Here is a 25,556-nt window from a genome sequence, read left to right on the forward strand (position 1 = left end):
GGAGGGGCGCTGCTGTGCGCCCTGCCATGACGCCGCGGGGGCCGCATACCCCACACGCCGATTCGCGCCGAAGGGACATCCTGCGGTTCCATGGTGAGAATGACCACCACTCATGCTCAGGAGCCGCACCACCCTGCGGCCACAGATGAGGGGAAGACGTTCTTCGGCCACCCCCGGATGCTGTTCAACCTATTCTCGGTCGAACTGTGGGAACGCTTCTCCTTCTACGGGATGCAGGCCATCCTCGCGTACTACATGTACTTCTCGGTCGCCGACGGCGGCCTGGGAATCGACCAGAGCATCGCTCTGCCCCTCGTCGGCGCCTACGGCGGCGGCGTCTACCTCTCCGCCATCATCACCGCCTGGATCGCCGACCGGCTGATCGGCGCCGAGCGCACGCTGTTCTACTCGGCCGTGCTGGTGATGATCGGCCATATCGCCCTGGCGGTGCTGCCGGGCGCGGCCGGGCTGGCCGTCGGGCTGATCTGCGTCGCCGTCGGCTCGGGCGGCGTGAAGGCCGCCGCCGGCTCGCTGGTGGGCTCGCTCTACACCCGCCAGGACCCGCGCCGCGACGCCGGCTTCTCCATCTTCTACATGGGCGTGAACATCGGCGCGCTGGTCGGCCCGCTGCTGACCGGCTTCCTGCACGAGCGCATCGGCTTCCACTACGGCTTCGGAGCCGCCGCCGTCGGCATGGTCCTGGGCCTGGCGATCTACGCCGCGGGCCGCAAGGACCTGCCGGAGGAGACCCACCACGTGGTGAACCCGCTGCCCAAGGAGCTCAGACTGCGCTACGGGCTGATCGCTCTGGCCGGCGTGGTCGTGATCGTCGCGCTCTTCGCCGCCGGGATCGTCACCCCGGCGAACCTGGCCAACGTCATCGTCGGCGTCGTGGTCGTCGCCTCGATCTGCTACTTCGTGGTGCTGCTGCGCTCGAAGAAGGTCGACGCGGTCGAGCGCAGCCGAGTGAAGGCCTTCATTCCGCTGTTCGTGGCCTCCGCGGCGTTCTTCGCGCTCTTCCAGCAGCAGTTCACCTTCATCGCCGTCTACTCCGAGGAGCGGCTGGACCGGAACATCCTCGGCTGGGAGATGCCGGCGAGCTGGGTGCAGTCGATCAACCCGCTGTTCATCATCATCTTCGCGGCGATCTTCGCCACGATCTGGACGAAGATGGGCGAGAGGCAGCCCTCGACGCCGCTGAAGTTCGGCACCGCGCTGATCATCATCGGCATCGCCTACCTGGTCTTCATCCCGCTGGAGTCCTTCGAGAAGACCCCGCTGCTGGCGCTGGTCGGCATCCTGCTGCTGGTCACCTGGGCGGAGCTCTTCCTCAGCCCGATCGGGCTGTCCGTGGCGACGAAGCTGGCCCCGGTGGCCTTCACCACCCAGATGCTGGCGCTGTTCTACCTGTCCATCTCGCTGGGCACCACGCTGGCGGGCATCCTCGCGGCCTTCTACACCGAGGGCAACGAGATCCCCTACTTCCTCTCCCTCGGCGGCACCTGCGTGGTCCTGGGCCTGGCCCTGGGCGCGGCGACGCCTAGCCTGAAGAAGCTCATGGCCGGTGTGAAGTGACCCGCTGAGCCGGGTCCCGACCCTGCACACGACGACGGCGCCGTCCCGATCTGCCGAGGATCGGGGCGGCGCCGTCGTCGTGCGGGCGGAGGTGAACTCCGCGGCGGCCGGGCCGCGGCGCGGCCCGTGCGGTTCACCAGATGCGCGAGGTGAGCTTGGGGTACTTCGGACTGAGGTCGTCGCCGGAGGAGGTGCCGGTCAGCCGCCGCTTCATCCAGGGCAGCACGTGCTCGCGGGTCCAGGTGACGTTGCCGGCGGTGCGCTCGACGAGGTTCTGCGGCGGCAGGTCCTCGATCTCCGGGGCGGGGATGTCGTCCTTCGCCCCGAGCACCGCCAGGACCTCCTTCGCCATGGCGGTGTGACCCGAGATGCCCAGGTGCATCCGGTCCACGTCCCAGTAGCGCCAGTCCTGGAACTTCTTCATGTGCCAGAAGTCCACCAGCGTGCAGCCCAGATCGTCGGCGATCTTGCGGACGTGCTCGTTGTAGATGGCGGTGCGCCCGCGGGTCAGGTTGAACACCGGGGCCTTGGCCGAGTCGAAGCCGGTGAAGAGCACGACCTGCGCGCCGGTGTCGACCAGCTGCCGGACGGCATGCCGGTAGCGGGCCATCAGACCGTCGACGTTCACCACCGGCCGCAGGATGTCGTTGCCGCCGGCGTAGAGGGTGACCAGCGTCGGCTCCATGGCGACGGCGGCGTCGATCTGCTCGTCCAGGGCCTGGGGCAGCTTCTTCCCGCGGATGGCGAGGTTCGCATAGCCCCAGCGCGGGTCCTCGGCGATGAGCTGGGCGGCGACCCGGTCGGCCCAGCCGCGCACGGCGTTCGGGCTCGAGGGGTCGATGTCCCCGACCCCTTCGGTGAAGGAGTCGCCGAGCGCGACGAAGCGCTTCTCGAACGGTCCGTCGAGTTCATCTGCTGCGGACATGGGCGCTCCTGGAGACGACGACTGCTTCGTACCTCTTCACACTATCGCGGGGCCGCGACGGGCCACCACTGACCGGCCGCGCCGTCGCGCCGTCGGCGCCCCCGGGTGCGCGGACGGGAGCCCGGCTTCCTCAGCGCAGCTCGGCGATCTCCTCCGCAGTGAGCTCGCGGACCGGCCGGTCGTGCAGCAGGAAGGCCAGCTGGGCGGAGGCCTCCAGCTCCTCGGCGGCGTTCACCGCGTCCTCCAGCGAGGCGCCGGCCACCAGGGATCCGTGGTTGGCCAGGATCACGGCCCGACACCGCTCGCCGGCGGTGCGGATGTCGTCGAGCATCTCCGCCGCGCCGGGGCGGAAATAGGGCACCACGGGGACCTCGCCTCCCAGCCGCATCACGAAGTACGGAGTCAGCGGCGGGATGACCGGGTCCTCGCCGGCGGGCAGACAGCTGACCGCGGTGACGTAGGTCGAGTGCAGATGCACCATCGCGGCGGACTCGGGCCGCGCCCGGTACATCGCCCGATGCATCACCACCTCCTTCGAGGGGCGGGGCCCGTCGACGTGCTGCCAGTCGTGGTCCAGCACCGCCAGCTCGTCCTCCTCCAGGCGTCCCAGGGAGGCGTTGGTCGGCGTCATCAGGTACCCCGTGTCCGTGCGGACGCTGAGGTTCCCGGCGCTGCCGACCGAGTAGCCCCGCTCGAAGAGGCTGGCCCCGAGGGCGACGATCCGACGGCGCGCGGCATGGTCCGCGGTATGGTCAGTCACTGCTGTGCTCTCCTCTGCTGGTGGGGTCGGACGGCCGGGATCGCTCTCCCGTCGCCCGGTGCGTCATGGCGTCGCGGCGGATTCATCATACGAAGGCGTCGACGATCAGCAGCGTCACCATGCTCGACCCCCAGGCGATGGTGGTCGGCACCGACCAGGTGAGCATCTGATGGGCGGCGTTCTTCACCCCGAGCATGCGATTGACGACCCAGAACAGGCTGTCGTTGAAGTAGCCGAAGAACATCGACCCCAGGCAGGCCGCCTGGGCGGCGAGCACCATGGTCACGCCGGGCATGTCGGCCATGATCGGCGCCGAGATCGAGGCCGCCGTGATGATGGAGACGGTCCCCGATCCCTGGATCGCCCGCACGATGGTCGCGATGACGAAGGGGATCAGCACCGCCGGCAGCGGCAGCCCCGAGGCCCACTCGCCGATCGACTGCCCGGTGCCGCTGTCGCGCAGCACCGCGCCCAGCGCGCCGCCGGCGCCGGTCACCAGCAGGATGATGCCGGCGCTCTCGACGCCCTTCTCCATGTCGGCCAGCGTGTCCTGACGCGGCTGTCCGCGGGTCAGCCCGTAGACGGCGATGAGCACGCCGATCAGCAGGGCGATGACGGGGTTTCCGACGAACGCCGCGGTCTGCACCAGGGCATCGGGCAGAGTGAGCGCTCCGGCCTCGGTGAGATTCGTGGAGACGGTGTTGGCGAAGATCAGCAGGATCGGCACGAGGATCGGCATCAGCGAGATCGCCAACGAGGGCAGCTTCCGCTCCCGCTCGACGGCCTGAGCCTCGAACTCGGCGAAGGCCGCGCTCGGGGAGAGCTGCTCGCCGGTCTGGGCGGCGACCTTCGCCTCGATCCGCGGCCCCATGATCGTCGCGTAGAGCACCACGAGCACCAGAGCCGGCAGGGTCAGGATCACGCCCCAGAGGATCATCTCCCCGACGCCGACGTCGAAGATCCCCGCCGCGCCCAGCGGGCCCGGGGTCGGCGGCACCGCGTGATGGGTCATGGTCAGGCCGCCGGCCAGGGCGATGCCCAGGGTGAGGATCGAGCGGCCCGAGGTGCGGCTCAGCGACCGCACCAGCGGGGTGAGGATGACGAAGGCGCTGTCGACGAAGATCGGGATCGAGATGATGAATCCCGCCCCGGCCAGCGCCCACTCCTCCCTCTTGCGGCCGAGCCAGCGGATGAGAGTCACCGCCAGCTTCTCGGCGGCCCCGGAGGCTTCGAGGATCCGCCCCATCATCACGCCGAGGCCGATGACGAGTCCGATGGTCGACAGCGTCGAGCCGAACCCGGTGGTGATGGACTCGATCGTGGCGTCCGGGGCCATGCCCGCGGCCAGCCCGGCGATCGAGGCGGCGATGACCAGGGCGAGCACGGCGTGCACCTTGGTCCGCAGCACGAAGAGGATCAGCAGCGCGACGGCGACGGCCAGGCCGACGACGGCGCCGATCTCAGAGGTGGTGACGGCATCATTCATGGTGTCCTCCTCGACACATCATGAGCACCCGCCGCGGCGGTCGCGGCGGAGGCAGCGGAACGGTCAGACCACGAACTCGTCGTGGTGCTGGCGGACGGCCTCCTCGAAGCTCCCGTCCGGACGGAAGCCCAGGGCGAGGACGCGCTGGACGTCGAAGGCCGCGGGCCAGGAGCGGATGATGCGGCTGATCCGCTCGTCCGGCTCCTGGTGCACCCGGGCGACGGCCTCCTCGCCGCCGACCCGGCGCAGGGCCTCGAGCATCTCCTCGACGGTGACGGTGACGCCGGGAAGGTTCAGCACCCGCCAGGAGCCCAGCGGCGCGGAGTCGACGACGGCGGCGTGGACCAGGTTGTCCACCACGGTCTGCGGCGAGCTCAGCCAGAGCCGGGTGTCGGTCGGCACCGGGCAGACGGAGTCCTCGCCCTGCAGCGGCTCGCGGATGATGCCGCTGGCGAAGGAGGAGACTGCCGAGTTCGGCCGCCCGGGACGCACCGAGATCGTGGGCAGCCGGCAGATCCGCGCGTCGACGAATCCCTTGCGCGAATACTCGTTGACCAGCAGCTCGCCGATGGCCTTGAACGCGCCGTAGGTCGACTCGGGCTGGACCCCCTGGTCCTCGGCCAGGACCTCCGGCAGCTCACCGCCGAAGACGGCGATGGAGCTGGTGAAGATGAACCGCGGCGTCGCGCCGGTCGCTCGGGCGGCCTCGAGCAGCGCGCGGGTGCCGTCGACGTTGACGCGGTGGGAGAGGTCGAAGTCGTCCTCCGAGCCGCCGCTGAGCACGGCGGCCAGGTGGTAGATCGCCGCGGTGTCGGCGTCGACGACGTCGGCCAGCAGCTCGGCGTCGCCGAGATCGCCCACGCGGGACTCCACCCGGGGGTCCTCCACCGGGCTCTCGGCGAGGTCCAGCGAGACGACGGCGTCGACGTCCCAGGGCAGCCGCCCCGCATCCTGGGCGGCGAGCAGCTGGGTGATCACGCGGCTGCCGACGAATCCGGCGCCTCCGGTCACGATGATCTTCATAGGTCACAGGTCCTTTCGCAGGTCTCGGATCTCGGGTCTCGGATCTCAGGGGCGGGAGCGCCCAGCCTCGCCGAGCAGCAGCCCGACGCCGAGCTGGGCGAGATGCTCCCGGGCGGCGTCGGGCAGCGCGCGGTCGGTGATGATGCTGTCGAAGGCGTCCAGGGCGACGGCGCGGCAGGCGGCCACCCGGCCGTACTTGCTGCTGTCGGTGGCCAGGCAGGACCGCGAGGAGTTCTCCACGATCGCGCGCTTGACCAGGGTCTTGGCCTCCGAGGGCACGGAGAGTCCGCGCAGGTCGAAGGAGGACGCCGAGACGACGGCGAGGTCGATGTTGAACTCGGCCAGCTCGGCTGCGGGGACCGCGCCCTCGGTGGAGAGGTTCGCGCTGTCCAGCCGCCCGCCGAGCACATGCACTCCAGCGGTGGGATGATCGCCCAGGCAGGCGGCCACGGCCAGGTCGTTGGTGATGAGGTCCACCGGCAGCTCCTCGGCGCGCTCCACCAGCTGCCGGGCGATGGCCAGCATCGTGGTGCCGGCGTCGAGGTAGACCAGGTCCCCGGGGCGGACGAGCTCCACCGCCCGGGCGGCGATCGCCTCCTTCTCCGCCGGGTGCAGGCCCAGCTTGGCCTGATGCGTGGCGTCCAGCGCGATGCGCGAGGGCAGCGCCACGCCGCCGGAGACCGAGACCACCCGCCCGGCCTCCTCGAGCTGGCGGATGTCCCGGCGCACGGTCATATGCGAGACGCCGAGGGCCTCGGTGAGCTCCGCGATGCTCACCGAGCCCTGCTCCTCGACCAGGTGGACCAGGCGACGACGACGCTCGTCGGGGATCATGCCCCGCTCCCCCGCCGGTCGGCCCGGCCGGAGCCGGCGCGTCGGTGGAACCAGTCCAGCCCGGCGCGGGTCTCCCCCGCCGGCCGATACTCGCAGCCCACCCAGCCGGCGTAGCCGACGTCGTCGAGCACGCCGAGGACGTGGTCGAGGTCGATTTCGCCGCCGTCGGGCTCGTGCCGGTCCGGCACCGAGGCGATCTGCACATGCTCGACGACGTCGGCGGCGGAACGGATCAGCCGCGTGAGGTCCCCGTCGGTGATCTGCGCGTGGTAGAGGTCCAGCTGCAGGCCGACGGCAGGATGGTCGATCTGCTCGAGGACGTCACGGCCCTCGCGCATGGAGTCGAGGAGGTAGCCGGGCATGTCCACCGGATTGATCGGCTCGATCAGCACGCGGCGGCCCGCCGCCGCGGCGGCGTCGGCGGCCTGCCGGACCCTGCGGACGTGGACCTCGCGGGCGGCGGCCCGACCGGCGGCGTCCAGCTCGCCGCCGGGCCGCGGGATCCCCGCCATCACGTGGATCCGCGGGCAGTCGAGGGCCTCGGCGTAGTGCAGGGCGGTCTCCAGGCCGCGGTCGAACTCCTCCTGCCGGTCGGGCAGGCAGGCCAGACCACGCTCGCCGGCCGCCCAGTCGCCGGCCGGCGCGTTGAAGAGCACCTGCTCGACGCCGGCGTCGCGGCGCGCCGCGGCGACCTCCTCGGCCGGATGGTCGTACGGGAAGAGGTACTCGACGGCGGCGAAGCCGGCGTCGGCGGCGGCCTGGAACCGCTCCAGGAACGGCACCTCGGTGAACATCATGGACAGATTCGCGGCGAAGCGGGGCATCGGGATCTCCAGATCGGCGGGGCGGCGGGTCAGCCGCGCGGGGCGGTCTCGTCGAGGTCCGGAGTGCGCAGCGCGTCGGCGAAGAAGTCCTCGTCGCCGAAGTTCCCGGATTTCAGGGCGAGATCGATCCCGTCGGGGACCCCGCGGGTCCACGGCACCCCCGGGGCGATGGTCGGCCCCACTTCGAAGGCCGCCAGGCCCAGGGCCCGGGTGACGGCCCCGGAGGTCTCTCCGCCGGCGGCGACGATCCGGACGGTGCCCCGGTCGCGCAGCGCGGCGGCGATCCGGCCGAACAGCGACTCGATCGCCGCGGAGACCTCCTCGGCGCCGTGCCGCCGCTGCCAGGCCTCGACCTCCTCAGGGCCGGCGGTCGCGTAGATCAGCGGAGCCGTCCCCTCGGCCTGCCGCGCGGCGGCCCACTCGACCAGTTCGTCGACGTGCTGCGCAGCGTCGGCCACTGCGCGGTCGACGTCGACGGCGCGGGCGGGAGCGGTCTCGCCGTACCGGGCGACCTGACGGTTGGTCATCTGCGAGCAGGAGCCCGAGAGGATGACCGCGGACCCGGCGGCAGGCCGCCAGCGGGCCGACGGCGCCGCGGCGTCGGCCGGCTCCCCTCCGTCGGACGCGGCATCAGCCAGCACCGCCTTCGCGACGCCGGAGCCGATTCCGGATCCTCCGGTGACCAGCCGCAGGTCGCGGACGGCCTCGCCGATGACGTCCAGATGACGCATCTCGACGGCGTCGACCGCGACGTAGCGCGCCCCGGCCTCGCGCGCCGCCTCCAGCGCCTCCGCGACCGCCGCAGGGCCGGCGTCGACGGCGGCGAGGGGGACGACGGCGGCGCGTCCGGCGCTCTGGGCCTCCATGAGTCGCACGAGGCTGGAATCGCGCATCGGGGTGACCGGGTGGTCGCGCATCCCGGACTCGTGCAGCGGGACCCCGTGGACGGAGAGGTGCCCGTCGCGGACGGTCCGGCCGTTGACCGGCAGCGCCGGCACCAGCACGGTGACGTCCTCCTCGAGCGCCTCCAGCAGCGCGTCGGTCACCGGTCCGATGTTGCCGGCGGCGGTGCTGTCGAAGGTCGAGCAGTACTTGAACAGGATCCGCTCGGCGCCGAGGCCGCGGAGAGCGTCCAGCGCTCGCAGGCTCTCGGCCACGGCCTGCTCGGCCGGCGTCGACCGGGTCTTGAGGCTGATGACGACCGCCTCGGCGTCCAGCCCGTCCGGCAGGTCCTCGATTCCGGCAGGACCGGTGAGCTGGACGGTGCGCAGTCCGGCCTCGACCAGGAAGCCGGCCGCATCGGTGGCGCCGGTGAAGTCATCGGCGATGACTCCGAGCGTGATGGCCATCGGCGTCTCTCCTCGTCCTCGCAGTCGGCACGGACCGACCTGGCGTGTGCAGATGTGTGAATCTTTCGAGTCACGTTCACATAAGCTAACATGATCCGCATCACGCCGTGAAGGGCGTCACCCGCCGAGCCTCCCGCTCGAGGCGTCGCCGGAGGCTCGAACCCGCCGCACGACGCCGCAGAGCAGCGCACGACGCCGCACGACACCGCCCGCCCCGCCCCGTCATCTCAGGAGCAGCCATGACATCCGCCCCCGCACCAGCCGCCCCGCGGCGCCGCATCACCTTCGTCGGCGTCGGCGCCATCGGGCTGCCGATGGCTCGTCAGCTCGCCCGCGCCGGACACGACGTCACCGCAGTCGATCCCTCGCCGCAGCGGCGCGACGCCGCGGCCGCGGAGGGGCTGAGCCCCGCGGCGACGCCTCAGGCGGCCGAGCAGTCCGACGTCGTCGTGGTCATGGTGGCCACGCCGGAGCAGCTGACCGCCGCCGTCTCGGGCGAGGACGGCCTGCTCGCCCGGATGCGCGCCGGCTCGACCCTGGTGGTGATGAGCACCGTGGGGCCCGAGGCCGTCCGCGCCCTGGCGGAGCCGGCGCGCACGGCCGACGTCGGACTCCTGGACGTGCCGGTGACCGGCGGCGTCGCCGGAGCCGAGCAGGGGGCGCTGCGGCTCTTCGCCGCCGGCGATCCCGCCGTGCTCGACGACCGGACCGAGGTGCTCGAGGCGATGGGCACCGTCGTCCGCTGCGGCGACGAGGTCGGCGTCGGGCAGTCGTTCAAAGCGGTGAACCAGCTGCTGTGCTCCGTGCACATCGCCGTCGCCGGCGAAGCGCTGGCCCTGGCCGAGTCGCTCGACCTGGACCCGCAGGCGGTGCTGGAGGCGGTCGCCTCCGGAGGCGCCGGCTCCTGGATGCTCTCCGACCGAGGACCGCGCATGCTGGAAGGCCCGGAGGCCGAGGTCCGCAGCGCAGTCGGCATCTTCGTCAAGGACACGGACCTCGTCGAGGAGATCGCCGAGGACGCCGGCTTCGACGCGCCGCTGCTGCGCGCCGCCCGGGAGAAGTACCGTGCCGCCGCGGAGGCCGGACTGCTGGGGCACGACGACTCCCAGGTCATCCAGACCTACCGGTGAGCACCTGCTGACACCCGTCGAGCGGGACGGCCGTCGTCGCCCGACCTCTGCTCATCGAATGGGCGATGTGTCGAGGTCTCGACGCCGATCCGCCGCCAGAACCTCGACACATCGCCCACTCGATGCTGCTGCCGCTCAGCCCTGGCCGTAGAGCGGGTTCGCCCCGGGAGGACGCTCCTCCGGCGCCACCGGGCCCGGCGCGGTGCCGGCGCCGAAGGGCGAGCCGCCCAGCGCCTCGCGGCCGTGGGCGGTGAGCCAGCCGGCCAGCTCGGGCCCCTTGGGCACGATCTGGGTGGGGTTCACGTCCTCGTGGACGACGTAGTAGTGCCGCTTGATCTGGTCGAAGTCGACGGTGTCGCCGAAGCCCGGGGTCTGGAAGAGGTCCCGGGCGTAGGCCCAGAGGTTCGGCATCTCGGTCAGCTTGTTCCGGTTGCTCTTGAAGTGCCCGTGGTAGACGGCGTCGAAGCGCACCAGCGTGGTGAACAGCCGCACATCGGCCTCGGTGATGGTCTCGCCCATCAGGTAGCGCCGGTCGGCCAGCCGGTCCTCCAGCCAGTCCAGCGCGGTGAAGAGCCGGTCGTAGGCCTCCTCGTAGGCCCGCTGCGAGCCGGCGAAGCCGCAGCGATAGACGCCGTTGTTGACCTCGGTGAAGATGCGCTTGATGACCGGCAGCATCTCCTCGATCTGCTCGTCCGGGATCAGATCCGGCGCTCCGGCGCGATGGTGGGCTCGCCACTGGGTGGAGAGGTCGAAGGTCAGCTGCGGATAGTTGTTCGTCACCACGCCGCCGGAGGGGACGTCGACCAGCGCCGGCACGGTGATCCCGCGCGGGTAGTCGGGGAAGCGGGCGAAGTAGTTCTCCTGCAGCCGCTCGGTGCCCAGCACCGGGTCGCGGCCGCCCTCGGTGAGGTCGAAGGTCCAGGAGCGCACGTCGTGCACCGGCCCGGGAGCGGCCAGCGAGATCACGTCCTCCAGGCCGAGCAGCCGCCGGACGATGATCGACCGATGCGCCCAGGGGCAGGCGCGGGCGGCCACCAGCCGGTAGCGCCCCGGCTCCACGGGCCAGGCGTCGGCGCCCTCGGTCAGCCCCGCCAGCCGCGGGTCGCCGATCGTCGAACCCTCCTCCCGGGGCGCCGCGGTCACTGCGCCGACGTCGGCGACGACCCGGTCCTCGATGTAGTTCGTGTCGCGGGTGAACTCCTCGCCGGTGACGTAGGCCCCGGCGGTGGAGTGTTCCGTCCCGACGGTCTTCTGCGAGTCCTGCTCAGCGTCCTGTGCCATGGCCCCAGCCTAGGCCAGCGCCGTCGACGGCGTCAGTGACGCCGGACTCGTCGCGTCACTACCCTGGAGCCATGACCGCCCCGCGCATCGACCGCATCCGCTGCGACAATCCCTCTCCGATGACGCTGCAGGGGACGATCACCCATGTGCTCGGCGGGGCGCGGCAGGTCGTGATCGTCGATCCGGGGCCCGCGGACCATCCGGAGCACCGCGAGGCCGTGGCCGCAGCCGTCGCCGGACGGGAGGTCTCCACGATCCTGGTGACCCATCGGCACGGCGATCACACCGGTGCCGCCGCGGAGTTCGCCCGGCGCTTCGACGCCCCGGTGCGCGGCGCCGACCCGAGCTGGTGCCTGGCGGCCGGCGGCGGGCACGACGACGGGCACGACGGCGCGCGCGGCCCTTCCGGCGCCGTCGACGCCGTCGACGCGCCGGCCCCGCTGACCGACGGCGAGCGCCTGGCCGTCGACGGCGCCGCGCTGGTGGTGATCCCTACGCCGGGCCACACCTCGGACTCGGTCAGCTTCTGGATCCCCGACGATCCCTCCGACGTCGACGGCGCAGGGGGCGGGGCAATGCTCACCGGCGACACCGTCCTGGGCGCGGGCACGACGATGCTCGACCACCCGGACGGCACGCTGACGGACTATCTGGCCAGCCTCGAGCGGCTGCGCGCCCACGGGGCCGCCCGCCTGCTGCCGGCCCACGGCCCGGAGCGCGAGAGCCTGGCCGCCGTCGTCGACGACTACCTGGCCCACCGGCGCGAGCGGCTCGACCAGGTGCGCGGGCTGCTCGCCGCGCACGGTCAGGACCTCGACGCCGTCGCTCTCGGCCGGCTGATCTACGGCGAGGACTCCGGCCTGCCCGCGGGCGTGACCACCAAGATCGCCGCCGCCCAGCTGGACCATCTGCACCGGATCGGCGAGCGCTGAGGGCTCGCCAGTCTCAGTGCTGCGGGCGCCCGGGCCTCAGAACGGGCGCGGCATGGGGTCGTGCTCGACCCAGCGGATGCCGTGCACCGCCACCCCCTCGGCCTGCACGTGGTCGACCAGCGAGGTCGCCGCCGCGGAGAGCCGGTCGAAGGCGTGCGGATCGGCTTCGCCGGGCGGGCCCGCCGCACAGAAGGTCAGGCTCACCACCGGCGTCCCGCGGTGCGAGGTCCGGCGCTCCTGCAGCACGGCGAGCTGACCGTCGGTCACCCCGATCAGCGGCCGGCCGTCGACGTCCTCGCGGAACTCGTCCATGAACCCGGTGAGCTCCTCGATGGCGTACTCGACGGCGTCGAGGTCGTCGGCCTCGATCAGCGCCTCGAGCACGGCCCATTCGTCCCTGGTCAGGCGGCGCGGCCCCCAGTCCACCTTCTTGCGCCAGCGCATGCTGCGACCTCCTGCTCGACGATTCCGTTCCTGCCTCCCAGGGTGACGCACGCGCGGCTCTGCGGCCAGATCACGGACACCCTTGCACAGCGGAGGACCACGACGCCTAGGATACTTCCATGAGCTCCCACACTGCTGTGATCACCGGTTCCACGGCCGGCCTCGGGGCGGCCTTCGCCCGCCAGCTGGCCGGGCAGGGCTACGACCTGGTCCTGGTCGCCCGCGACGGCGGGCGTCTGCGCACCCAGGCCGAGGCGCTGGAGGCCCAGTACAGCGTCCACGTCGACGTGCTGGTCGCCGATCTGGTCACCGACGACGGCGTCGCCGCAGTGCAGGAGCGGCTCTCCGATCCGCGTCACCCGGTGAGCCTGCTGGTCAACAACGCCGGCCACGGCCTGTCCTCGGACTTCCTGGACTCGACCCTCGACGACGAGCGGAACCTGCTGCGGCTGCACGTCCAGACGCCGATGGAGCTCTGCCACACCGCCGCCCGGGCGATGACCCGCCGCCGGGCGGGCCGCATCATCAACGTCGCCTCAGTGGCCGGATTCACCCCGACCAGCACCTACTCGGCGGCGAAGTCCTGGGTCATCAACTTCTCCAAGGCGCTGCACTCCCAGGTCCACGACGACGGCGTGGTGGTCACCGCGCTCTGCCCGGGCCTGGTGCGCACCGAGTTCCACGAACGCTCCGGCCTCGACGTCTCCGGCGCGAAGCGGTGGATGTGGCTGGACGCCGACGACGTCGTCCGCGAGGGCCTGGCCGCCAACGCCGCCGGGGCCTCGACCTCGGTGCCCTCGCGCAGCTATCAGGCGCTGACCGCCGGGCTGCGGTTCATGCCCGATTCGCTGGTGCAGTGGGCGGTCAGCAAGCGCGCCGGCGACGCCGAGCAGGACGGCGCGAGCGCGGCCCCGCCCCGGGAGACCTCGGACGACGCCCGCTGATCAGGCTTTGACGTCGAGCACCAGCCGCGACGGCTCCTCGAGCGCGCGGACTTCGAAGGGCCGCTCACGGTCGAGGCCGAGGTAGTAGGTCGAGGAGCCCTCGAAGACCACCGTCGAATAGGTCGAGCGGATGATCGAGCTGGCATGGGTCCAGTCGCGCGCGCCGACCCGGTGGCCGGCCTCCTCCCCGGCGTTGCCGGGCATCAGCCCTTGCGCGTGCACGGCGATGAAGGCCTCGCCGGGCATGTCCACCGCGCCGCCGCTGCCCGGCTGGGTCGGCCGCGCCACGTACTCGACGCGCCAGGCGGGCATGCCGTCGCCGGCATGCTCGAAGACAGCCCGGTCGAACTCCGGGTGGGAGCCGACGCGGACAGTGTGCAGCAGCAGCTGCTCGCCCTCGCCGACCGGATCCACCGAACCGGGGAACTGCGGAGACTGCTTGGCCTCGACGGTGAAGCTGTCGACGTCGACGTCTCCGACGCCCGAGGGCGCGCCGTCATCCGAGGGGCCGGCTTCGGCGGCCTCGGCGGCCTCCGCGGCGTCGGAGGAGGTCTCGGAGGACGCGTCGGAAGGGGCGTCGCCGGCCGTCGCGCCGGTCGCCGTGGTGTCGCCGACGCCGGTCGGCCCGGTTTCGGGGGCGCCGCAGCCGGCCACGCTCAGAGCCAGAAGCAGCGCAGCCACAGTCCCGGCGCGCCGGGTGCGGCGGCGTGCCGTCGGCCGCAGATGCCGCGGCAGACCGGCTGTCGGCGGCCGTCGCCCATGCGTCGTCGTGTCCATGCTCTCCTGCGGGTGCTCGTGCGGTCGCGCGCCCTCGGGCCGGCCGCTCGGAACGGTCGAGGTCGGCCAGGACGGACGAGGGCGGGAACGTGCCTCGTGCCTCCACCATAGCCACGTCGCCGACGGGCGGCCGAAGCGAGGCCCCGGTCAGCGCGCGGTCGTAGCCGGATCGTGATCCGGCGGGGACCGACGGCTCAGGCCTCCCCGCGGGGCGCGCGGGGCGTCCGGCCCGCGCCGTCGTCGTGGCTGTCGTCGCCGCCCGCGGCGTCGTCGTGGCCGTCGGCGTCCGGGGCGTCCTTGGCGTCCGGGGCGTCCTCCGGAGCCTCGGTGGCCAGACCGTCGTGCTCCTCCTGGCGCTCGCGCCGCTCGCGCAGCGCCTCGTCGCCGGGGCCGGTGAAGTCGCGTCCGCGCTCGACGGCGGCGATGCTGCCGGTGAACAGCGAGGCGCCCTCTCCGCTGTAGGCCAGCGGCGTCTCCCCGGTGTCCGCCGTCTCGGACGGGTCCTGCTGCTCGGCGTCGGCCGACGTCGGCCATCCGGACTCCCCGGGCACCACGTCCAGCGGCGCCGTGGAGGGCCGGGGGTCCCCGGCCTCCTGCGTCCGCGACGCCGCACCGGCTGCGGGCGCCGCGTCCTCGTCCCGGTCCGTCTCCTCGTCGACCTGGTCCAGCGCCCCGGTGCGCACCTGCGTGCCGTCCCGGGCCAGGGCGTCGTCGTGGGAGACCAGCATGCGCTGGGTGAGCACGGCATAGGGGTGCTCGGCGCGCAGATAGTTCACCAGGTCCTCCCGGACCAGGCAGCGCAGGTCCCAGAGCTCGGCGGAGTTCCGGGCGGAGAGCACCACCCAGACCTTGACCATCCCGGCGGAGGCGTCGGTGACCTGGAGCCCGTAGTCGCGGCCGTCCCAGAGGTCGGTGGACTCCAGCAGGCGCCGCATCCGGCCGCGGAGCGCGTCCATCGGCACCCGCCAGTCGACGTCGAGCTCGACGGTGCCCATCAGCTGGGTGCCCACTCGGGTCCAGTTCTCGAAGGGCGTGGCCACGAAGTAGCTGGAGGGGTAGATGATGCGGCGGTCGTCCCAGACCTTCAGCACCACCACGGAGAGCGTGATGTCCTCGACGGTGGCGAAGTTCTCCTCGACGACGATCACGTCGCCGACGCGGATGGTGTCGGTGAAGGCCAGCTGCACGCCGGCGACGACGTTGGACAGCGTCGACTGCATCGCGATGCCGGCGACCACCGAGAGCACGCCCGCCGAGGCCAGCAGTCCGGCGCCCAGGGCGCGGACCTGCGGGATGAGCAGCAGCATCGCCGCCACCGCCACGGTGACGACCACCGCCACCATCACCCGCCGGATCAGCGAGACCTGGGTCTGCACGCGGCGGCCGCGCCGGTCGTCCAGGTTGCCGTCGCCGCCGTAGTGGGCCAGCACCACCGCCTCGACGACGCGCACGATGCGCACCGCCCACCAGGCCAGACCGACGATCACCAGCACGATCAGCACGAAGCCGGCCGCGTCGGCCCACGCCGCGTCCCCGGCGGCGTAGTTGAGCGAGATCCGCGACCCGACCAGCAGCAGCGTGAGGAACAGCGGCAGGCGGGTGCGGTCGACTGCGCCCAGGGCCGCGGGGATGCGTCGCAGGAGCTGCTTGGCGACGACTGAGGTGGTCAGCGTGATCCCCAGAGCGACGACGAGCGCGATGCCGACGCCGAGGAGCAGGCCCCAGACCGGTCCGGCGCCGGTGACCAGCGTCTCGACGTCCTGCGGGACGTTGTCCTCGACGACGTCGGTGACGTCCTCCGCCGGGTCTCCGCCGGTGGCCCCGTCGGTCGGCTCGGGCGACTCCCCGCCGGCGAGCAGGCCCAGGGGCCGCGACGGGGGAAGGAGCGAGGAGAGGAGTGCAGACGGGATCATGCTCGACACCATGGCATCCATCATTCCACGGAACCCTGCATGCCTTCCCAGCCCCGACTGGACGGCGGGCGTCCGCCGTCCGCGTTTCCCGGGCGGGCACGCTCCGGGGGACAATGACCGGGACGATCCCCGCCGCGGCGCGCGCCGGAGTCCGCCTCCGGCGACCCTGCGCCGTCGCCCAGCCCGCCTCGAGGAGGACCATGATCACGCTCAGGGACCTGCGCGGCAGCACTGCCGACGTCGACTCCGTGCTGCCGCGCGCCGCCCAGGACGTCTCGGCCACCGTCGACACTGTCGCCCCCATCCTGGAGACGGTGCGCACCGGCGGCGCCGAGGCGGTGCTGGCGCTCGGCGAACAGTTCGACGGCGTGCGCCCGCCCGCGCTGCGCGTGCCGGAGTCCGTCCAGGATGAGGCCCTCGAAGGGCTCGATCCCGAGATCCGCGCGGCCCTGGACGAGCTGATCCGGCGGGCGCGGGCGGTCCACGCCGCCCAGCTGCCGCAGGACTCGACCGTCGCCCCCGGCGACGACGCGCAGGTGACCAACCGGTGGGTGCCGGTGCGCCGGGTCGGTCTCTACGTGCCCGGAGGTCAGGCGGTCTACCCGTCGTCGGTGGTGATGAACGCCGTGCCCGCCCAGGTCGCCGGCGTCGAGTCGCTGGCCATCGCCTCTCCCCCGCAGCCCGAGTTCGGCGGCTGGCCGCATCCGACGGTGCTGGCCGCCGCCCGGCTGCTCGGCGTCGACGAGGTCTACGCGGTCGGCGGCGCGCAGGCGGTCGCGATGTTCGCCTACGGCGCCCGGGACGACGCCGGTGCGCAGGTCTGCCCGCCGGTCAGCCTGATCACCGGGCCCGGGAACATCTTCGTGGCCACGGCCAAGCGGGCGGTGCAGGGCGTGGTCGGCATCGACGCCGAGGCCGGCCCGACCGAGATCATGGTGCTGGCCGACGAGACAGCCGATCCGGCCCTGGTGGCCGCGGACCTCATCTCACAGGCCGAGCACGACGAGCTGGCCGCCTCGGTGCTGGTGACCGATTCGATGCCGCTGGCCGAGGCGGTGCTCGCCGAGGTCGAGGCGCAGGCGGCGACCACCCGGCACGTCGAGCGGGTCAAGGAGGCGCTGACCGGCACGCAGTCCTCCGTGCTGGTGGTGGACTCGATCGACCGCGCCCTGGCCGTCGCCGATGCCTACGGCGCCGAGCACCTGGAGATCATGACCGCCGACCAGCAGGCCCACGCCGCACGCATCACCAATGCCGGGGCGATCTTCCTGGGCTCCTGGACTCCGGTCTCGCTGGGCGACTACTGCGCCGGCTCGAACCACGTGCTGCCCACCGGCGGCGCCTCGGCGTACAGCTCGGGGCTGAACGTCACCAGCTTCATGCGCTCCCAGCAGGTCATCCACTACGGCCGCGAGGGGCTGGGGCAGGTCGCCGGCCACGTCACCACTCTGGCAGCTGCCGAGGGACTGACCGCCCACGGCGACGCGGTGGACGTGCGCTTCCGCTGAGCTGGGACGGCTCCGCGTCCAATCGCGCCTGGGCGGCCAGACGGATCGGCGCGTCGGCGGCTCCGTACCCGTCGTAGTCGCCGAGACGCTGGACGAGCTCGAAGAACACGCCGCCGACGCGGCGGGTGTAGAAGTGCAGGAACTCGCCGTCGGCGTCACGGTCGTACATCACCTGGTGGGCACGCAGCGACCGGAGGAACGTGTCAGTCAGGCCGAACCGGGCCTCGAGGTCGTCGTAGTAGTTCCGCGGCACCGGCAGCGGCCGCATGCCGCGGCGCTGCGCGCGCCGGGCCACGGCGAGGACGTCGTCACAGGCCAGCGCCACGTGCTCAGTGTGCTGATCGCCGGCAGCCGGCAGCACGTTCAGCGGCACCCGGACGGCGCCGTCGGGGGTGCGCAGCACACGGCTGCGCACCAGCCCGTGGAGACTCGCGACCTCGGTGCTGGTCCCCTTCTGCAGACCCAGCACCCCGGTGCAGAAGTGCACCGTCTCGTCGTAGGTCTCCCAGGGGCTCATCAGATTGAGATGGTCGACCGCGTACACCCCCGCTTCGCCGGCTTCGGCGCCCTCGTCCTGCGGCACGCCGTGCTCGAACTCGTCGATCCAGCCCGGCCGACCCGTCGCGTCGGACTCCCCGGCGGCGAGGAACAGCTCGACGCCCTGGGGCGAGACGAACGCCGGCAGCCGATGTTCGCCGGCCTGGATCCGTCGCGTCACCCGCGGCACGCCCAGAGTGGAGACCCGCGCCTCGGCGGCGTCGACGTCGGGGTAGAGCAGCCCCATCCCGGCGACGTGCGGGCGTTCGCCGCGGGCGTGCTGCTCATTGAGGATGATCCGCGCCCCGCCGGCGCTCCACAGCCGCACCGGCTTGCTGCGATGCTGCCCGCGGAAGCTCAGCCCCAGCTGGTCGAGCACCTCTTCGACGTCGGTGGTGTTCTCGGCGCGGACCTCCACGAAGTCCACCCCGACCGGATGGCCCGCCGCCGGCACCGTCGGCAGGGCCTCGGCCCCGGCCTGTTCGCGAGCGGTGCGATCGGCCAGGGCCACGAGCGTGCGATGAGCCTGGGCGGCGGTGGCTCCGGAGGCGGTCTGCCGGAAGATGTCGTTGAAGACTTCCAGGGAGATCGGCCCGGCATAGCCGGACCGGACGACATGCCCGAGGAACGTCACGAGGTCGAAGTCGCCCTCGCCGGGGAAGAGCCGGTGATGACGGCTCCAGGACAGCACGTCGAGGGAGAGCGCCGGGGCGTCGGCGAGCTGCACGAAGAAGATCTTCTCGGCGGGGATGTCCTCGATGCCGGCGGGGTCGTGCCCTCGGGAGAGGATGTGGAAGCTGTCCAGGCACGTGCCGACGGCGGGATGGTCGGCGAGCTCGACGATCCGCCAGGCTCGCCGGTAGTCGTCGACGAATCGGCCCCAGGCCAGCGCCTCGAAGGCCACACGGACCCCGTGCGCGGAGGCCAGCTCGCCGAGCCGGCGCAGCTGCGCGGCGGAGACCTCGTCGGAGTCCTCCGTCGCCGTGGACACGTTGCTGCAGACCAGCACCGTCCCGATGCCGAGCCGCGCCATGATCCGGAATCGGGCCTCAGCTCGTCGAAGATTGTCCTCCAGCAGCTCCTCGGAGACGCCTTCGAAGTCCCGGAAGGGCTGGTAGAGGTCCAGGGCGAGTCCCAGCCGTTCGGCGCGGGCTCGCACCTCCTCAGGCGTGAGCTCGCTGGCCACCAGATCCGGCTCGAAGATCTCGACTCCGGCGAACCCCGCCTCGGCGGCGGCCTCCATCTTCTCCTCCAGGCTGCCGCTGAGGCAGACCGTGGCGATGGATGTGTGCATTCCTCGTCACCTCGTCCCTGATTCGTCGGTCACCAGCTGCTCGAAATGCCGGCGCATGCGGTCACGGTCGGGCTCGAGACCGGTGATGTGCCGGATGCTGTCGGCCGCCTGGCCCACGGCCATGAGCCCGCCGTCGAGCACCCGGAGACCGCAGGCCCGCGCGCGGGCGACGAGCTCGGTCTCCAGCGGGCGGTAGACGACCTCGGAGATCCAGGCGCCGGCCGGCAGGTCCTCGGGGGCGACGGCGGCTCCTGGATGCGCCGCCATCCCTGTCGGGGTCGCGTGGACCACCCCGTCGACGCGGCCGAGCGTCGCCTCCAGGTCACCGCCGGTGGTGCTGAACCGCGTGCCCGGATGGTGAGGCCGGAACCTCTCGACGACACGACGAGCGGCGACGGCGTCCAGATCGTGGACCACGATCTCGGCGAAGCCCATCGAGGCCAGGGCGTGGACCGTGGCCAGCCCGGCTCCCCCGGCTCCGATCTGCAGAGCCCGCCCCCGGGCGTCGTCGCCGAGGAAGCTCTCGAGTCCGGCGCGGAAGGCCGAATGGTCGGTGTTGTGGGCCTCTCGGCACGGACCGAGCAGCACCAGGTTCGCCGAGCCGATCTGCACCACTTCCTCGCCGGCGACGTGCACGTGCTCGAGCACCCGCTGCTTGTACGGGTGAGTGATGTTCGCGGCGACGACGCCGCGGGCCTCCAGCCCGTCCAGCACCGCGCCGAGATCCGCCTGGTCCTCCTCGGCGAGGTCGACGCGCTCGTAGACGTAGTCCAGCCCGAGGGCCGCACCCTCGCGCTCATGGAGCGCCGGGGTCAGCGACGGGCCGATGCCGTCGCCGACGAGCGCGACGCGGATCGCACTTCCGTGGATCTGCTCGTGCCGGGTCGTTCCGTCCGGTGTCGCGGCGCTCATGGGCGGGACTCCTTGATCGAGGTGTACACGTCGAGCGACTCGCCGCTCAGATGCTCGCGGAACCAGTCATCGGCCCGTGCGCGGAAGGCCTCGACGTCGACATCGTCGACCACTTCGAAGCCCTTCTGCGCCTCGAAGGTCTCCACCAGGCGGGCGTCGCTCTCGGCGACGCACTCGATCATGCGGTCCTCGGCGGCGCGGACGGCGTCACGCAGGACCTCCTGCCGGTCGGCGGAGAGCTCGTCGTAGATCTCGCCCATGACGATCAGATTGGAGTTCTGCTGGTGGGCGGAGAGGCTCAGGTACTCCTGGACTTCGTCCATGTTCTCCGAGGCGATGTTGCCCAAGGGGTTCTCCCCGCCGTCGACCAGCCCCTGCTGCATGCTCAGATATACCTCCTCATAGGCCACCGTCGTCGCATCGGCACCGAGCGCCCGCGCGTTGAGCAGGTACTGCGTCGAGCCGGGGAACCGGATGCGCAGCCCGTCCAGGTCCTCCGGCGTGCGTATCGGGTCGTTGGCTGTGAAATGGCGCGGTCCGATCGACCAGGCTCCGAGCACGTTGATGCCGGAACGCTCCTTGAAGGCCTCGGTGAGCTCGTCGGACGCGCCGCTGCGGAAGTACTCCGAGACGTGCGCGGCATCCTCGAAGGCGTAGGCGGCGTCGACCACGCCCATGGGCTCGTGCACCGCAGCCAGGGCGGAGGCGCCCTGCAGGTCGATGTCGATGTCCCCGGAGAGCACCGAGGCGATGCGATCGGAGTCTCCGCCGAGCTGGCTGGAGTCGTAGATCTCGACGCTCATGCCCGCATCGGCCTCCTCCACCTCCTTCCGGATCGTCTCGGCGCCGCAGGTGTGGGCGGTCTGGTCCTGAGTGTAGGAATGGGCGAGGGTCAGTTCGACCGTGTCGTCGTCAGCGCCGCCTGAGCAGCCGGCGAGCAGACCGAGCGGCAGCAGCGTCGCCGCGGCGAGGGTTCTGCGTATCAGTGTCATGATTGTCCTTGGTCGTGCGGCCCGGAGGACCCGGGCCGGTCGATGGAGCATCTGATGGTGCGAGCTACAGACCGAGCAGCTCGGGGAGCCAGAGGACGAAGCCCGGGAAGAGGATGATCACCAGACAGATGATCACCATGGGGATCAAGAACGGGGCCGCCCCGCGGAACACGTCCCCGACCGGGATCTTGAGCGTCGAGCTCAGCACATAGAGGACCGTCCCCACCGGCGGGGTGAGCAGGCCGATCATCAGCGAGAGCACCATCAGCACGCCGAGCACGATCGGGTCGACGCCGATCTCCGTCGCGATCGGCATCAGCATGGGCACGGTGAGCACCAGCACCGCCACCGCGTCGACGACGGTACCCAGCACCAGCATCAGCAGCGCGACGAGCACCAGGAACAGCGTCGGGTCCTCGGTCACGGTGAGCATGATCGAGGCCAGCTCCTGCGGCACGCGCTCGCGGGCGAAGACGTAGCCCACCAGGGCGGCGGAGGCGACGATCAGCATGATGGCCGCCGTCGTCATGACGGTCTCCACGAAGATCCTCGGCAGATCACGCAGACGGAGGCGTCGGTAGGCGAATCCCAGGATCAGCATGTAGAGCGAGCCCACGGCGGCGGCCTCGGTGGGCGTGAAGAATCCGCCCAGGATGCCGCCGAGGATGATCACCGGGGCGAAGAGCGGCAGCAGCACGGCCCGTCCGGTGCGCAGCACCTGCTCCCAGGAGAACCCGACGTCGGTGATGTCCGGCTGGCGCCGCACCCAGATGAAGACCACCACGGCCAGGCACACCGCCATGAGCAGGGCCGGCAGGACCGAGGCGGCGAAGAGCGCGCCGGTGGAGACCGCGCCCAGACCGGCGAAGATGACCGCCGGGATGCTCGGAGGCATGACCGGAGCGATCAGCGCGGAGGATCCCACGACACCGACGCTGAAGCGGCGCGAGTAGCCGTGCTTCTCCATCTGCGGCACCTGCACCTTGCCCAGTGCGGCGGCATCGGCCACTGCCGAACCGCTCATCCAGGAGAAACCCAGGCTCACGCCGATGCTCACGTATCCCAGTCCTCCGCGGACCTTGCCCATCAGAGCGAGGGCGAAGTCGAAGAGCCGGTCGGCGATGCCCGCGTGCCCGGCCAGGGTGCCGAGCAGGATGAACAGCGGGATGGCCAGCAGGGGGAAGCTGGCAGTGGACTCTGCGACCAGCCGCATGGCCAGGCCGCCCGAGTGGCCGGTGAGCAGCAGATACCCGAGACCGGGCCCGAGGAAGGCGAAGGCCACCGGGACCCGGAGGAACAGCAGGACGGCGATCGCGAGGAGCATGAGGACGACGGTCATGACTGGACCTCCCGGTTCACCTTGATGGCGAGGGCGTCGCTCTCCTGGGCCGCAGGAACGCCTTCGCGCGCCACGACCGTCGCGGCGGCCGCCGAGCGCAGCGCGGTGCTGACGAAGCCGACCAAGGGCAGCACATAGTGCAGCGACATGCTCATTCCGAGCGACGGGGACGTCAGGATCGACGAGCTCGGGATCAGCGACCAGCACTGCCAGGCGAAGAGCCCGGCGATGACGGCCACGAGCAGATGGGCGAGCACATGGAAGCCGCGGACCGCCCGCTCGGACTTCAAGGTGTCCACCAGCTGCAGCGCGATGTGCCCGTCACGCGTGACCAGCACGCCGGCGGCGAGGAACGTCAGCCATACCAGCGCGAAACGTGACAGCTCTCCGGTCCAGGTCAGTCCCTCGAACGGCAGGTGGCGCTGAAAGGCCTGGATGAGCACCGCCACGAAGATCACCCCGGTGAGGAGGCCGGCCAGGCCGAGCTCCACCGCTGTGACGGCGGCGAGGAGGCGGGCCGGACGACTCCTGGCCCTCCGTGTCTGAGATGCCATGATGCATCCTTCCGTCGTCGGACGACGGACCGGCTGTGGCCCGCCTCACATGACGGGGTCGAACTTAGCAACAGCATGGCAAGACGGAAATTCAGTTGCCATTAGTTGCCGAAACTGATGAGATCTCCTCATGCCGAAGGTCACCATCTACGACGTCGCCCAGGAAGCGGGCGTCGCTCCGTCGACCGTCTCCCGAGCACTCAATCGGCCCGCCAGAGTCAGTGACTCGATGCGTCGGCGCGTCCAGGAGGCGGCAGAGAGCGTCGGCTACGCGACACCGGCCCGCCAAGGACGCACGCCCCGGAAGACGATCGCGATGGTGCTGGCCGACATCACCAATCCCCACTTCATCAAGATCATCCGCGGCGCAGAGATGCGGGCGAAGTCGTCGGGATTCACCTTCGTGGTGGTCAATGCCGAGGAGTCGCCGCAGATCGAGCTGACGCAGGTCCGCGGTCTGGCATCGAAGGTCGACGGCTTCGTGCTGGCCTCCAGCCGACTGCCGGACCAGGAGCTGCTGGCGCTGGGGAACCGGCACAAGCTGGTGCTGCTCAACAGGGACCTGGACGGCCTGACCAGCGTGCGACTGGACATGGTGCACGGCTGTCGGCTCATCCTCGAGCATCTGGCCTCGCTGGGCCATCGCGAGTTCACGTTCTGCGCGGGTCCACCCGGCTCCTGGATCGGCTCGCTCCGCTGGGCCACGCTCCGCGACGCCGCGCACGAGCATGGGCTCACTGCGCACCGGATCGGCCCCTATGCCCCGACAGTGGCCGCCGGCGGGGTGGCCGCCGACACGGCACTGCGGGCCCGGCCCACCGCGCTGGTGGCGCACAACGACATGCTCGCCTTCGGAATCATGGACCGTCTAGCATCGCGCGGGGTCGCGGTCCCGGATGACGTCAGCGTGGTCGGCTTCGACAACAACTTCGCCGCCGACCTGGTGACGCCCCCGCTGACCACCGTGGACGGCCCGGGCGGAGAGGTCGGGGGACGCGGCGTCGATCTGCTGCTCCGTTCCATCGCCGACGAGCCCGATCGGCACGGCCCCCTCATCGACCCTCCCGACGATCGCATCACGCTTCCGACGGAACTCATCCTGCGCGAATCCACGGGTGTGGTGCGGCCGGGCTGAATCGGACACGACGGCGCCGGCGCTCATCCCGCGAACGGAGGAACGCCGGCGCCGTCGTGCGTCGGGGTGCGAAGGCCCGCCCGGCTCTTGATCAGCCGGTCAGGACATCACATCGGTGTTGACCCAGCCGACGACGGTCTCGCCGTCGTCGGCGTAGCGGACCTGCACCCAGGAGCCCTGAGTGTCGAGCTGGCGCACGGCGGCGCCGCGCGGCAGCTGAGCCAGCTTCTCGCTGGAGCTTGCGGCCTCGGCGCGCAGCGGCACGCTGAGCGAGAGCTGCCAGGTCGTGGCGGCCTCCATCGTCCCGGAGCCGCTGCCCGAGCCCGGCAGCGTGTAGTTCTCCACGCCGCCCGGGTCGCCGGAGAGACCGAGCTTCTCCTGGCAGCCCGGCCAGGCGCCCCAGCCCTGGATCTTCCACAGCTCGTAGCCGCGGGCGATCTGCTCGTACTTCGAAGCGTGGTGCGGATAGCCTGTTCCGCCGACGGCCTCCCAGGACTGTTTGGTGAACTGGATGCCGCCGTAGAAGGTGTTGCCGGTGTCGATGCTCCAGTCGCCGGAGGACTCGCACATCGCCAGCCGGTCCCAGACCGGGTTGTACGACGGCGGCGGCGTGGCGGAATCGCCGGACTGGGCGGCCGATCCGTCGTCCTCGGGCTGAGGTTCAGGCTCGGGTTCCGGCTCAGGTTCAGGCTCGGGCTCCGGGGCGCTGAGCTCGTCCGCCCGGGCCTGAATGGCCGCGTGGTCGAGGACCCCGTTCGAGTCGGTGTACTTGTCCTGCGAGACCAGGTCGTCGAACGTCTGCTCCGGCGACTGATCCAGCAGCGACGCCAGCTCCTTCACCACGCCCTGGGTGTTGTCCGTGTACTGGCTCAAGCTGTGCGACGAGCTGCTGCCGGATCCGCTCGAGGACGACCCGCTGGAGGAAGAACCGTCGGAAGTCGAGCCGCTGGAGGAGTCCGTCGACGACTCCGGCTCGGATTCCGGAGCGCCGAGCTCATCGACCCGGGCCTGAATGGCCGCGTGGTCGAGGACCCCGTTCGAGTCGGTGTACTTGTCCTGCGAGACCAGGTTGCCGAACGTCTGCTCCG

General features: G+C 71.5%; 23 protein-coding genes. 6 read left to right on the forward strand and 17 right to left on the reverse strand.

Going from position 1 to position 25,556, the window contains the following annotated elements; all coding sequences use genetic code 11:
- Window positions 1–99 precede the first annotated feature (99 nt).
- Window positions 100–1,575, forward strand: coding sequence for a peptide MFS transporter (locus tag ABD652_RS11110; protein WP_344721307.1), 1,476 nt, complete (start codon window positions 100–102; stop codon window positions 1,573–1,575).
- Window positions 1,576–1,708: 133 nt separating this feature from the next.
- On the opposite strand, the gene ABD652_RS11115 is transcribed toward ABD652_RS11110, so the two are convergent.
- From ABD652_RS11115 to otnK, 7 genes are all read right to left on the reverse strand, one after another.
- Window positions 1,709–2,500 (reverse strand): SGNH/GDSL hydrolase family protein, encoded by a 792-nt coding sequence (locus ABD652_RS11115; protein WP_153144347.1) that lies wholly within the window; start codon window positions 2,498–2,500, stop codon window positions 1,709–1,711.
- A 130-nt stretch (window positions 2,501–2,630) separates the two neighbouring features.
- Window positions 2,631–3,260: a 3-oxo-tetronate 4-phosphate decarboxylase gene (gene otnC / locus ABD652_RS11120; RefSeq protein ID WP_344721310.1), complete on the reverse strand. Its 630-nt coding sequence runs from the start codon at window positions 3,258–3,260 to the stop codon at window positions 2,631–2,633.
- 85 nt (window positions 3,261–3,345) lie between these two features.
- Complete coding sequence (locus tag ABD652_RS11125; RefSeq protein ID WP_344721312.1) at window positions 3,346–4,746, reverse strand: GntP family permease; 1,401 nt, start codon at window positions 4,744–4,746, stop codon at window positions 3,346–3,348.
- Window positions 4,747–4,809: 63 nt separating this feature from the next.
- Window positions 4,810–5,769, reverse strand: a complete 960-nt coding sequence (denD, locus tag ABD652_RS11130) for a D-erythronate dehydrogenase (protein WP_344721314.1) — start codon at window positions 5,767–5,769, stop codon at window positions 4,810–4,812.
- Window positions 5,770–5,814: 45 nt separating this feature from the next.
- Complete coding sequence (locus tag ABD652_RS11135) at window positions 5,815–6,603, reverse strand: DeoR/GlpR family DNA-binding transcription regulator (RefSeq protein WP_344721316.1); 789 nt, start codon at window positions 6,601–6,603, stop codon at window positions 5,815–5,817.
- Window positions 6,600–7,427 carry a 2-oxo-tetronate isomerase gene (gene otnI / locus ABD652_RS11140; RefSeq protein WP_344721318.1) on the reverse strand — a complete coding sequence of 276 codons (828 nt, stop codon included), beginning with the start codon at window positions 7,425–7,427 and terminating at the stop codon, window positions 6,600–6,602. The genes ABD652_RS11135 and otnI overlap by 4 nt, the downstream gene beginning before the upstream one ends.
- 29 nt (window positions 7,428–7,456) lie before the next feature.
- Window positions 7,457–8,776 (reverse strand): 3-oxo-tetronate kinase, encoded by a 1,320-nt coding sequence (gene otnK, locus ABD652_RS11145; protein ID WP_344721321.1) that lies wholly within the window; start codon window positions 8,774–8,776, stop codon window positions 7,457–7,459.
- Between the two features lie 239 nt (window positions 8,777–9,015).
- Here otnK and ABD652_RS11150 point away from each other — a divergent pair, with 239 nt between their 5' ends.
- Window positions 9,016–9,906, forward strand: coding sequence for an NAD(P)-dependent oxidoreductase (locus ABD652_RS11150; protein WP_344721323.1), 891 nt, complete (start codon window positions 9,016–9,018; stop codon window positions 9,904–9,906).
- 135 nt (window positions 9,907–10,041) lie between these two features.
- On the opposite strand, the gene ABD652_RS11155 is transcribed toward ABD652_RS11150, so the two are convergent.
- Entirely contained in the window at window positions 10,042–11,187 is a 1,146-nt protein-coding gene (locus ABD652_RS11155; RefSeq protein ID WP_344721325.1) for a glutathione S-transferase family protein, read from the reverse strand.
- A 71-nt stretch (window positions 11,188–11,258) separates the two neighbouring features.
- Between ABD652_RS11155 and ABD652_RS11160 the strand changes: the two genes are divergently transcribed.
- Window positions 11,259–12,119 carry an MBL fold metallo-hydrolase gene (locus tag ABD652_RS11160; RefSeq protein WP_344721327.1) on the forward strand — a complete coding sequence of 287 codons (861 nt, stop codon included), beginning with the start codon at window positions 11,259–11,261 and terminating at the stop codon, window positions 12,117–12,119.
- A gap of 36 nt (window positions 12,120–12,155) precedes the next feature.
- On the opposite strand, the gene ABD652_RS11165 is transcribed toward ABD652_RS11160, so the two are convergent.
- Window positions 12,156–12,563 (reverse strand): hypothetical protein, encoded by a 408-nt coding sequence (locus ABD652_RS11165; RefSeq protein WP_344721329.1) that lies wholly within the window; start codon window positions 12,561–12,563, stop codon window positions 12,156–12,158.
- Window positions 12,564–12,682: 119 nt separating this feature from the next.
- On the opposite strand from ABD652_RS11165, the gene ABD652_RS11170 reads away from it, so the two are divergent.
- Entirely contained in the window at window positions 12,683–13,507 is an 825-nt protein-coding gene (locus ABD652_RS11170) for an SDR family NAD(P)-dependent oxidoreductase (RefSeq protein WP_344721331.1), read from the forward strand.
- Here ABD652_RS11170 and ABD652_RS11175 read toward each other — a convergent pair whose 3' ends face one another.
- Both ABD652_RS11175 and ABD652_RS11180 read right to left on the reverse strand, forming a co-directional pair.
- Window positions 13,508–14,284 (reverse strand): AMIN-like domain-containing (lipo)protein, encoded by a 777-nt coding sequence (locus ABD652_RS11175; RefSeq protein WP_344721333.1) that lies wholly within the window; start codon window positions 14,282–14,284, stop codon window positions 13,508–13,510.
- Window positions 14,285–14,478: 194 nt separating this feature from the next.
- Window positions 14,479–16,197 (reverse strand): mechanosensitive ion channel domain-containing protein, encoded by a 1,719-nt coding sequence (locus ABD652_RS11180; RefSeq protein ID WP_344721335.1) that lies wholly within the window; start codon window positions 16,195–16,197, stop codon window positions 14,479–14,481.
- A 200-nt stretch (window positions 16,198–16,397) separates the two neighbouring features.
- On the opposite strand from ABD652_RS11180, the gene hisD reads away from it, so the two are divergent.
- A complete protein-coding gene (gene hisD, locus ABD652_RS11185) occupies window positions 16,398–17,705 on the forward strand; it encodes a histidinol dehydrogenase (protein ID WP_344721337.1) in 1,308 nt (435 codons plus the stop codon).
- Here the strand turns inward: hisD and ABD652_RS11190 are convergent.
- From ABD652_RS11190 to ABD652_RS11210, 5 genes are all read right to left on the reverse strand, one after another.
- On the reverse strand, window positions 17,638–19,536 hold the full coding sequence (locus ABD652_RS11190) for a bifunctional sugar phosphate isomerase/epimerase/4-hydroxyphenylpyruvate dioxygenase family protein (RefSeq protein ID WP_344721339.1): 1,899 nt from the start codon (window positions 19,534–19,536) through the stop codon (window positions 17,638–17,640). The two genes, hisD and ABD652_RS11190, sit on opposite strands and share 68 nt — an antisense overlap.
- 6 nt (window positions 19,537–19,542) lie before the next feature.
- Complete coding sequence (locus ABD652_RS11195) at window positions 19,543–20,448, reverse strand: shikimate dehydrogenase (protein WP_344721341.1); 906 nt, start codon at window positions 20,446–20,448, stop codon at window positions 19,543–19,545.
- Window positions 20,445–21,440 carry a DctP family TRAP transporter solute-binding subunit gene (locus ABD652_RS11200; RefSeq protein WP_344721343.1) on the reverse strand — a complete coding sequence of 332 codons (996 nt, stop codon included), beginning with the start codon at window positions 21,438–21,440 and terminating at the stop codon, window positions 20,445–20,447. The genes ABD652_RS11195 and ABD652_RS11200 overlap by 4 nt, the downstream gene beginning before the upstream one ends.
- A 64-nt stretch (window positions 21,441–21,504) precedes the next feature.
- Window positions 21,505–22,779, reverse strand: coding sequence for a TRAP transporter large permease (locus ABD652_RS11205; RefSeq protein WP_344721345.1), 1,275 nt, complete (start codon window positions 22,777–22,779; stop codon window positions 21,505–21,507).
- Complete coding sequence (locus ABD652_RS11210) at window positions 22,776–23,333, reverse strand: TRAP transporter small permease (RefSeq protein ID WP_344721347.1); 558 nt, start codon at window positions 23,331–23,333, stop codon at window positions 22,776–22,778. Before ABD652_RS11210 ends, ABD652_RS11205 begins: the two co-directional genes overlap by 4 nt.
- Window positions 23,334–23,463: 130 nt before the next feature.
- Here ABD652_RS11210 and ABD652_RS11215 point away from each other — a divergent pair, with 130 nt between their 5' ends.
- Window positions 23,464–24,468: a LacI family DNA-binding transcriptional regulator gene (locus ABD652_RS11215; RefSeq protein WP_344721349.1), complete on the forward strand. Its 1,005-nt coding sequence runs from the start codon at window positions 23,464–23,466 to the stop codon at window positions 24,466–24,468.
- A gap of 99 nt (window positions 24,469–24,567) precedes the next feature.
- Here the strand turns inward: ABD652_RS11215 and ABD652_RS11220 are convergent.
- Window positions 24,568–25,556 (reverse strand): transglycosylase family protein (locus ABD652_RS11220; protein WP_344721351.1); only part of this gene is annotated, 989 nt, incomplete at its 5' end.

It is taken from the genome of Nesterenkonia halobia (assembly GCF_039536005.1).
Lineage (GTDB): Bacteria > Actinomycetota > Actinomycetes > Actinomycetales > Micrococcaceae > Nesterenkonia > Nesterenkonia halobia.

Coding starts and splice junctions, on each gene's coding strand:
- ABD652_RS11110 (WP_344721307.1), top strand. CDS start 100: ATGACCACCACTCATGCTCAGGAGCCGCACCACCCTGCGGCCACAGAT.
- ABD652_RS11115 (WP_153144347.1), bottom strand. CDS start 2,500: ATGTCCGCAGCAGATGAACTCGACGGACCGTTCGAGAAGCGCTTCGTC.
- ABD652_RS11125 (WP_344721312.1), bottom strand. CDS start 4,746: ATGAATGATGCCGTCACCACCTCTGAGATCGGCGCCGTCGTCGGCCTG.
- denD (WP_344721314.1), bottom strand. CDS start 5,769: ATGAAGATCATCGTGACCGGAGGCGCCGGATTCGTCGGCAGCCGCGTG.
- ABD652_RS11135 (WP_344721316.1), bottom strand. CDS start 6,603: ATGATCCCCGACGAGCGTCGTCGTCGCCTGGTCCACCTGGTCGAGGAG.
- otnI (WP_344721318.1), bottom strand. CDS start 7,427: ATGCCCCGCTTCGCCGCGAATCTGTCCATGATGTTCACCGAGGTGCCG.
- otnK (WP_344721321.1), bottom strand. CDS start 8,776: ATGGCCATCACGCTCGGAGTCATCGCCGATGACTTCACCGGCGCCACC.
- ABD652_RS11150 (WP_344721323.1), top strand. CDS start 9,016: ATGACATCCGCCCCCGCACCAGCCGCCCCGCGGCGCCGCATCACCTTC.
- ABD652_RS11155 (WP_344721325.1), bottom strand. CDS start 11,187: ATGGCACAGGACGCTGAGCAGGACTCGCAGAAGACCGTCGGGACGGAA.
- ABD652_RS11160 (WP_344721327.1), top strand. CDS start 11,259: ATGACCGCCCCGCGCATCGACCGCATCCGCTGCGACAATCCCTCTCCG.
- ABD652_RS11165 (WP_344721329.1), bottom strand. CDS start 12,563: ATGCGCTGGCGCAAGAAGGTGGACTGGGGGCCGCGCCGCCTGACCAGG.
- ABD652_RS11170 (WP_344721331.1), top strand. CDS start 12,683: ATGAGCTCCCACACTGCTGTGATCACCGGTTCCACGGCCGGCCTCGGG.
- ABD652_RS11175 (WP_344721333.1), bottom strand. CDS start 14,284: ATGGACACGACGACGCATGGGCGACGGCCGCCGACAGCCGGTCTGCCG.
- ABD652_RS11180 (WP_344721335.1), bottom strand. CDS start 16,197: ATGATCCCGTCTGCACTCCTCTCCTCGCTCCTTCCCCCGTCGCGGCCC.
- hisD (WP_344721337.1), top strand. CDS start 16,398: ATGATCACGCTCAGGGACCTGCGCGGCAGCACTGCCGACGTCGACTCC.
- ABD652_RS11190 (WP_344721339.1), bottom strand. CDS start 19,536: ATGCACACATCCATCGCCACGGTCTGCCTCAGCGGCAGCCTGGAGGAG.
- ABD652_RS11195 (WP_344721341.1), bottom strand. CDS start 20,448: ATGAGCGCCGCGACACCGGACGGAACGACCCGGCACGAGCAGATCCAC.
- ABD652_RS11200 (WP_344721343.1), bottom strand. CDS start 21,440: ATGACACTGATACGCAGAACCCTCGCCGCGGCGACGCTGCTGCCGCTC.
- ABD652_RS11205 (WP_344721345.1), bottom strand. CDS start 22,779: ATGACCGTCGTCCTCATGCTCCTCGCGATCGCCGTCCTGCTGTTCCTC.
- ABD652_RS11210 (WP_344721347.1), bottom strand. CDS start 23,333: ATGGCATCTCAGACACGGAGGGCCAGGAGTCGTCCGGCCCGCCTCCTC.
- ABD652_RS11215 (WP_344721349.1), top strand. CDS start 23,464: ATGCCGAAGGTCACCATCTACGACGTCGCCCAGGAAGCGGGCGTCGCT.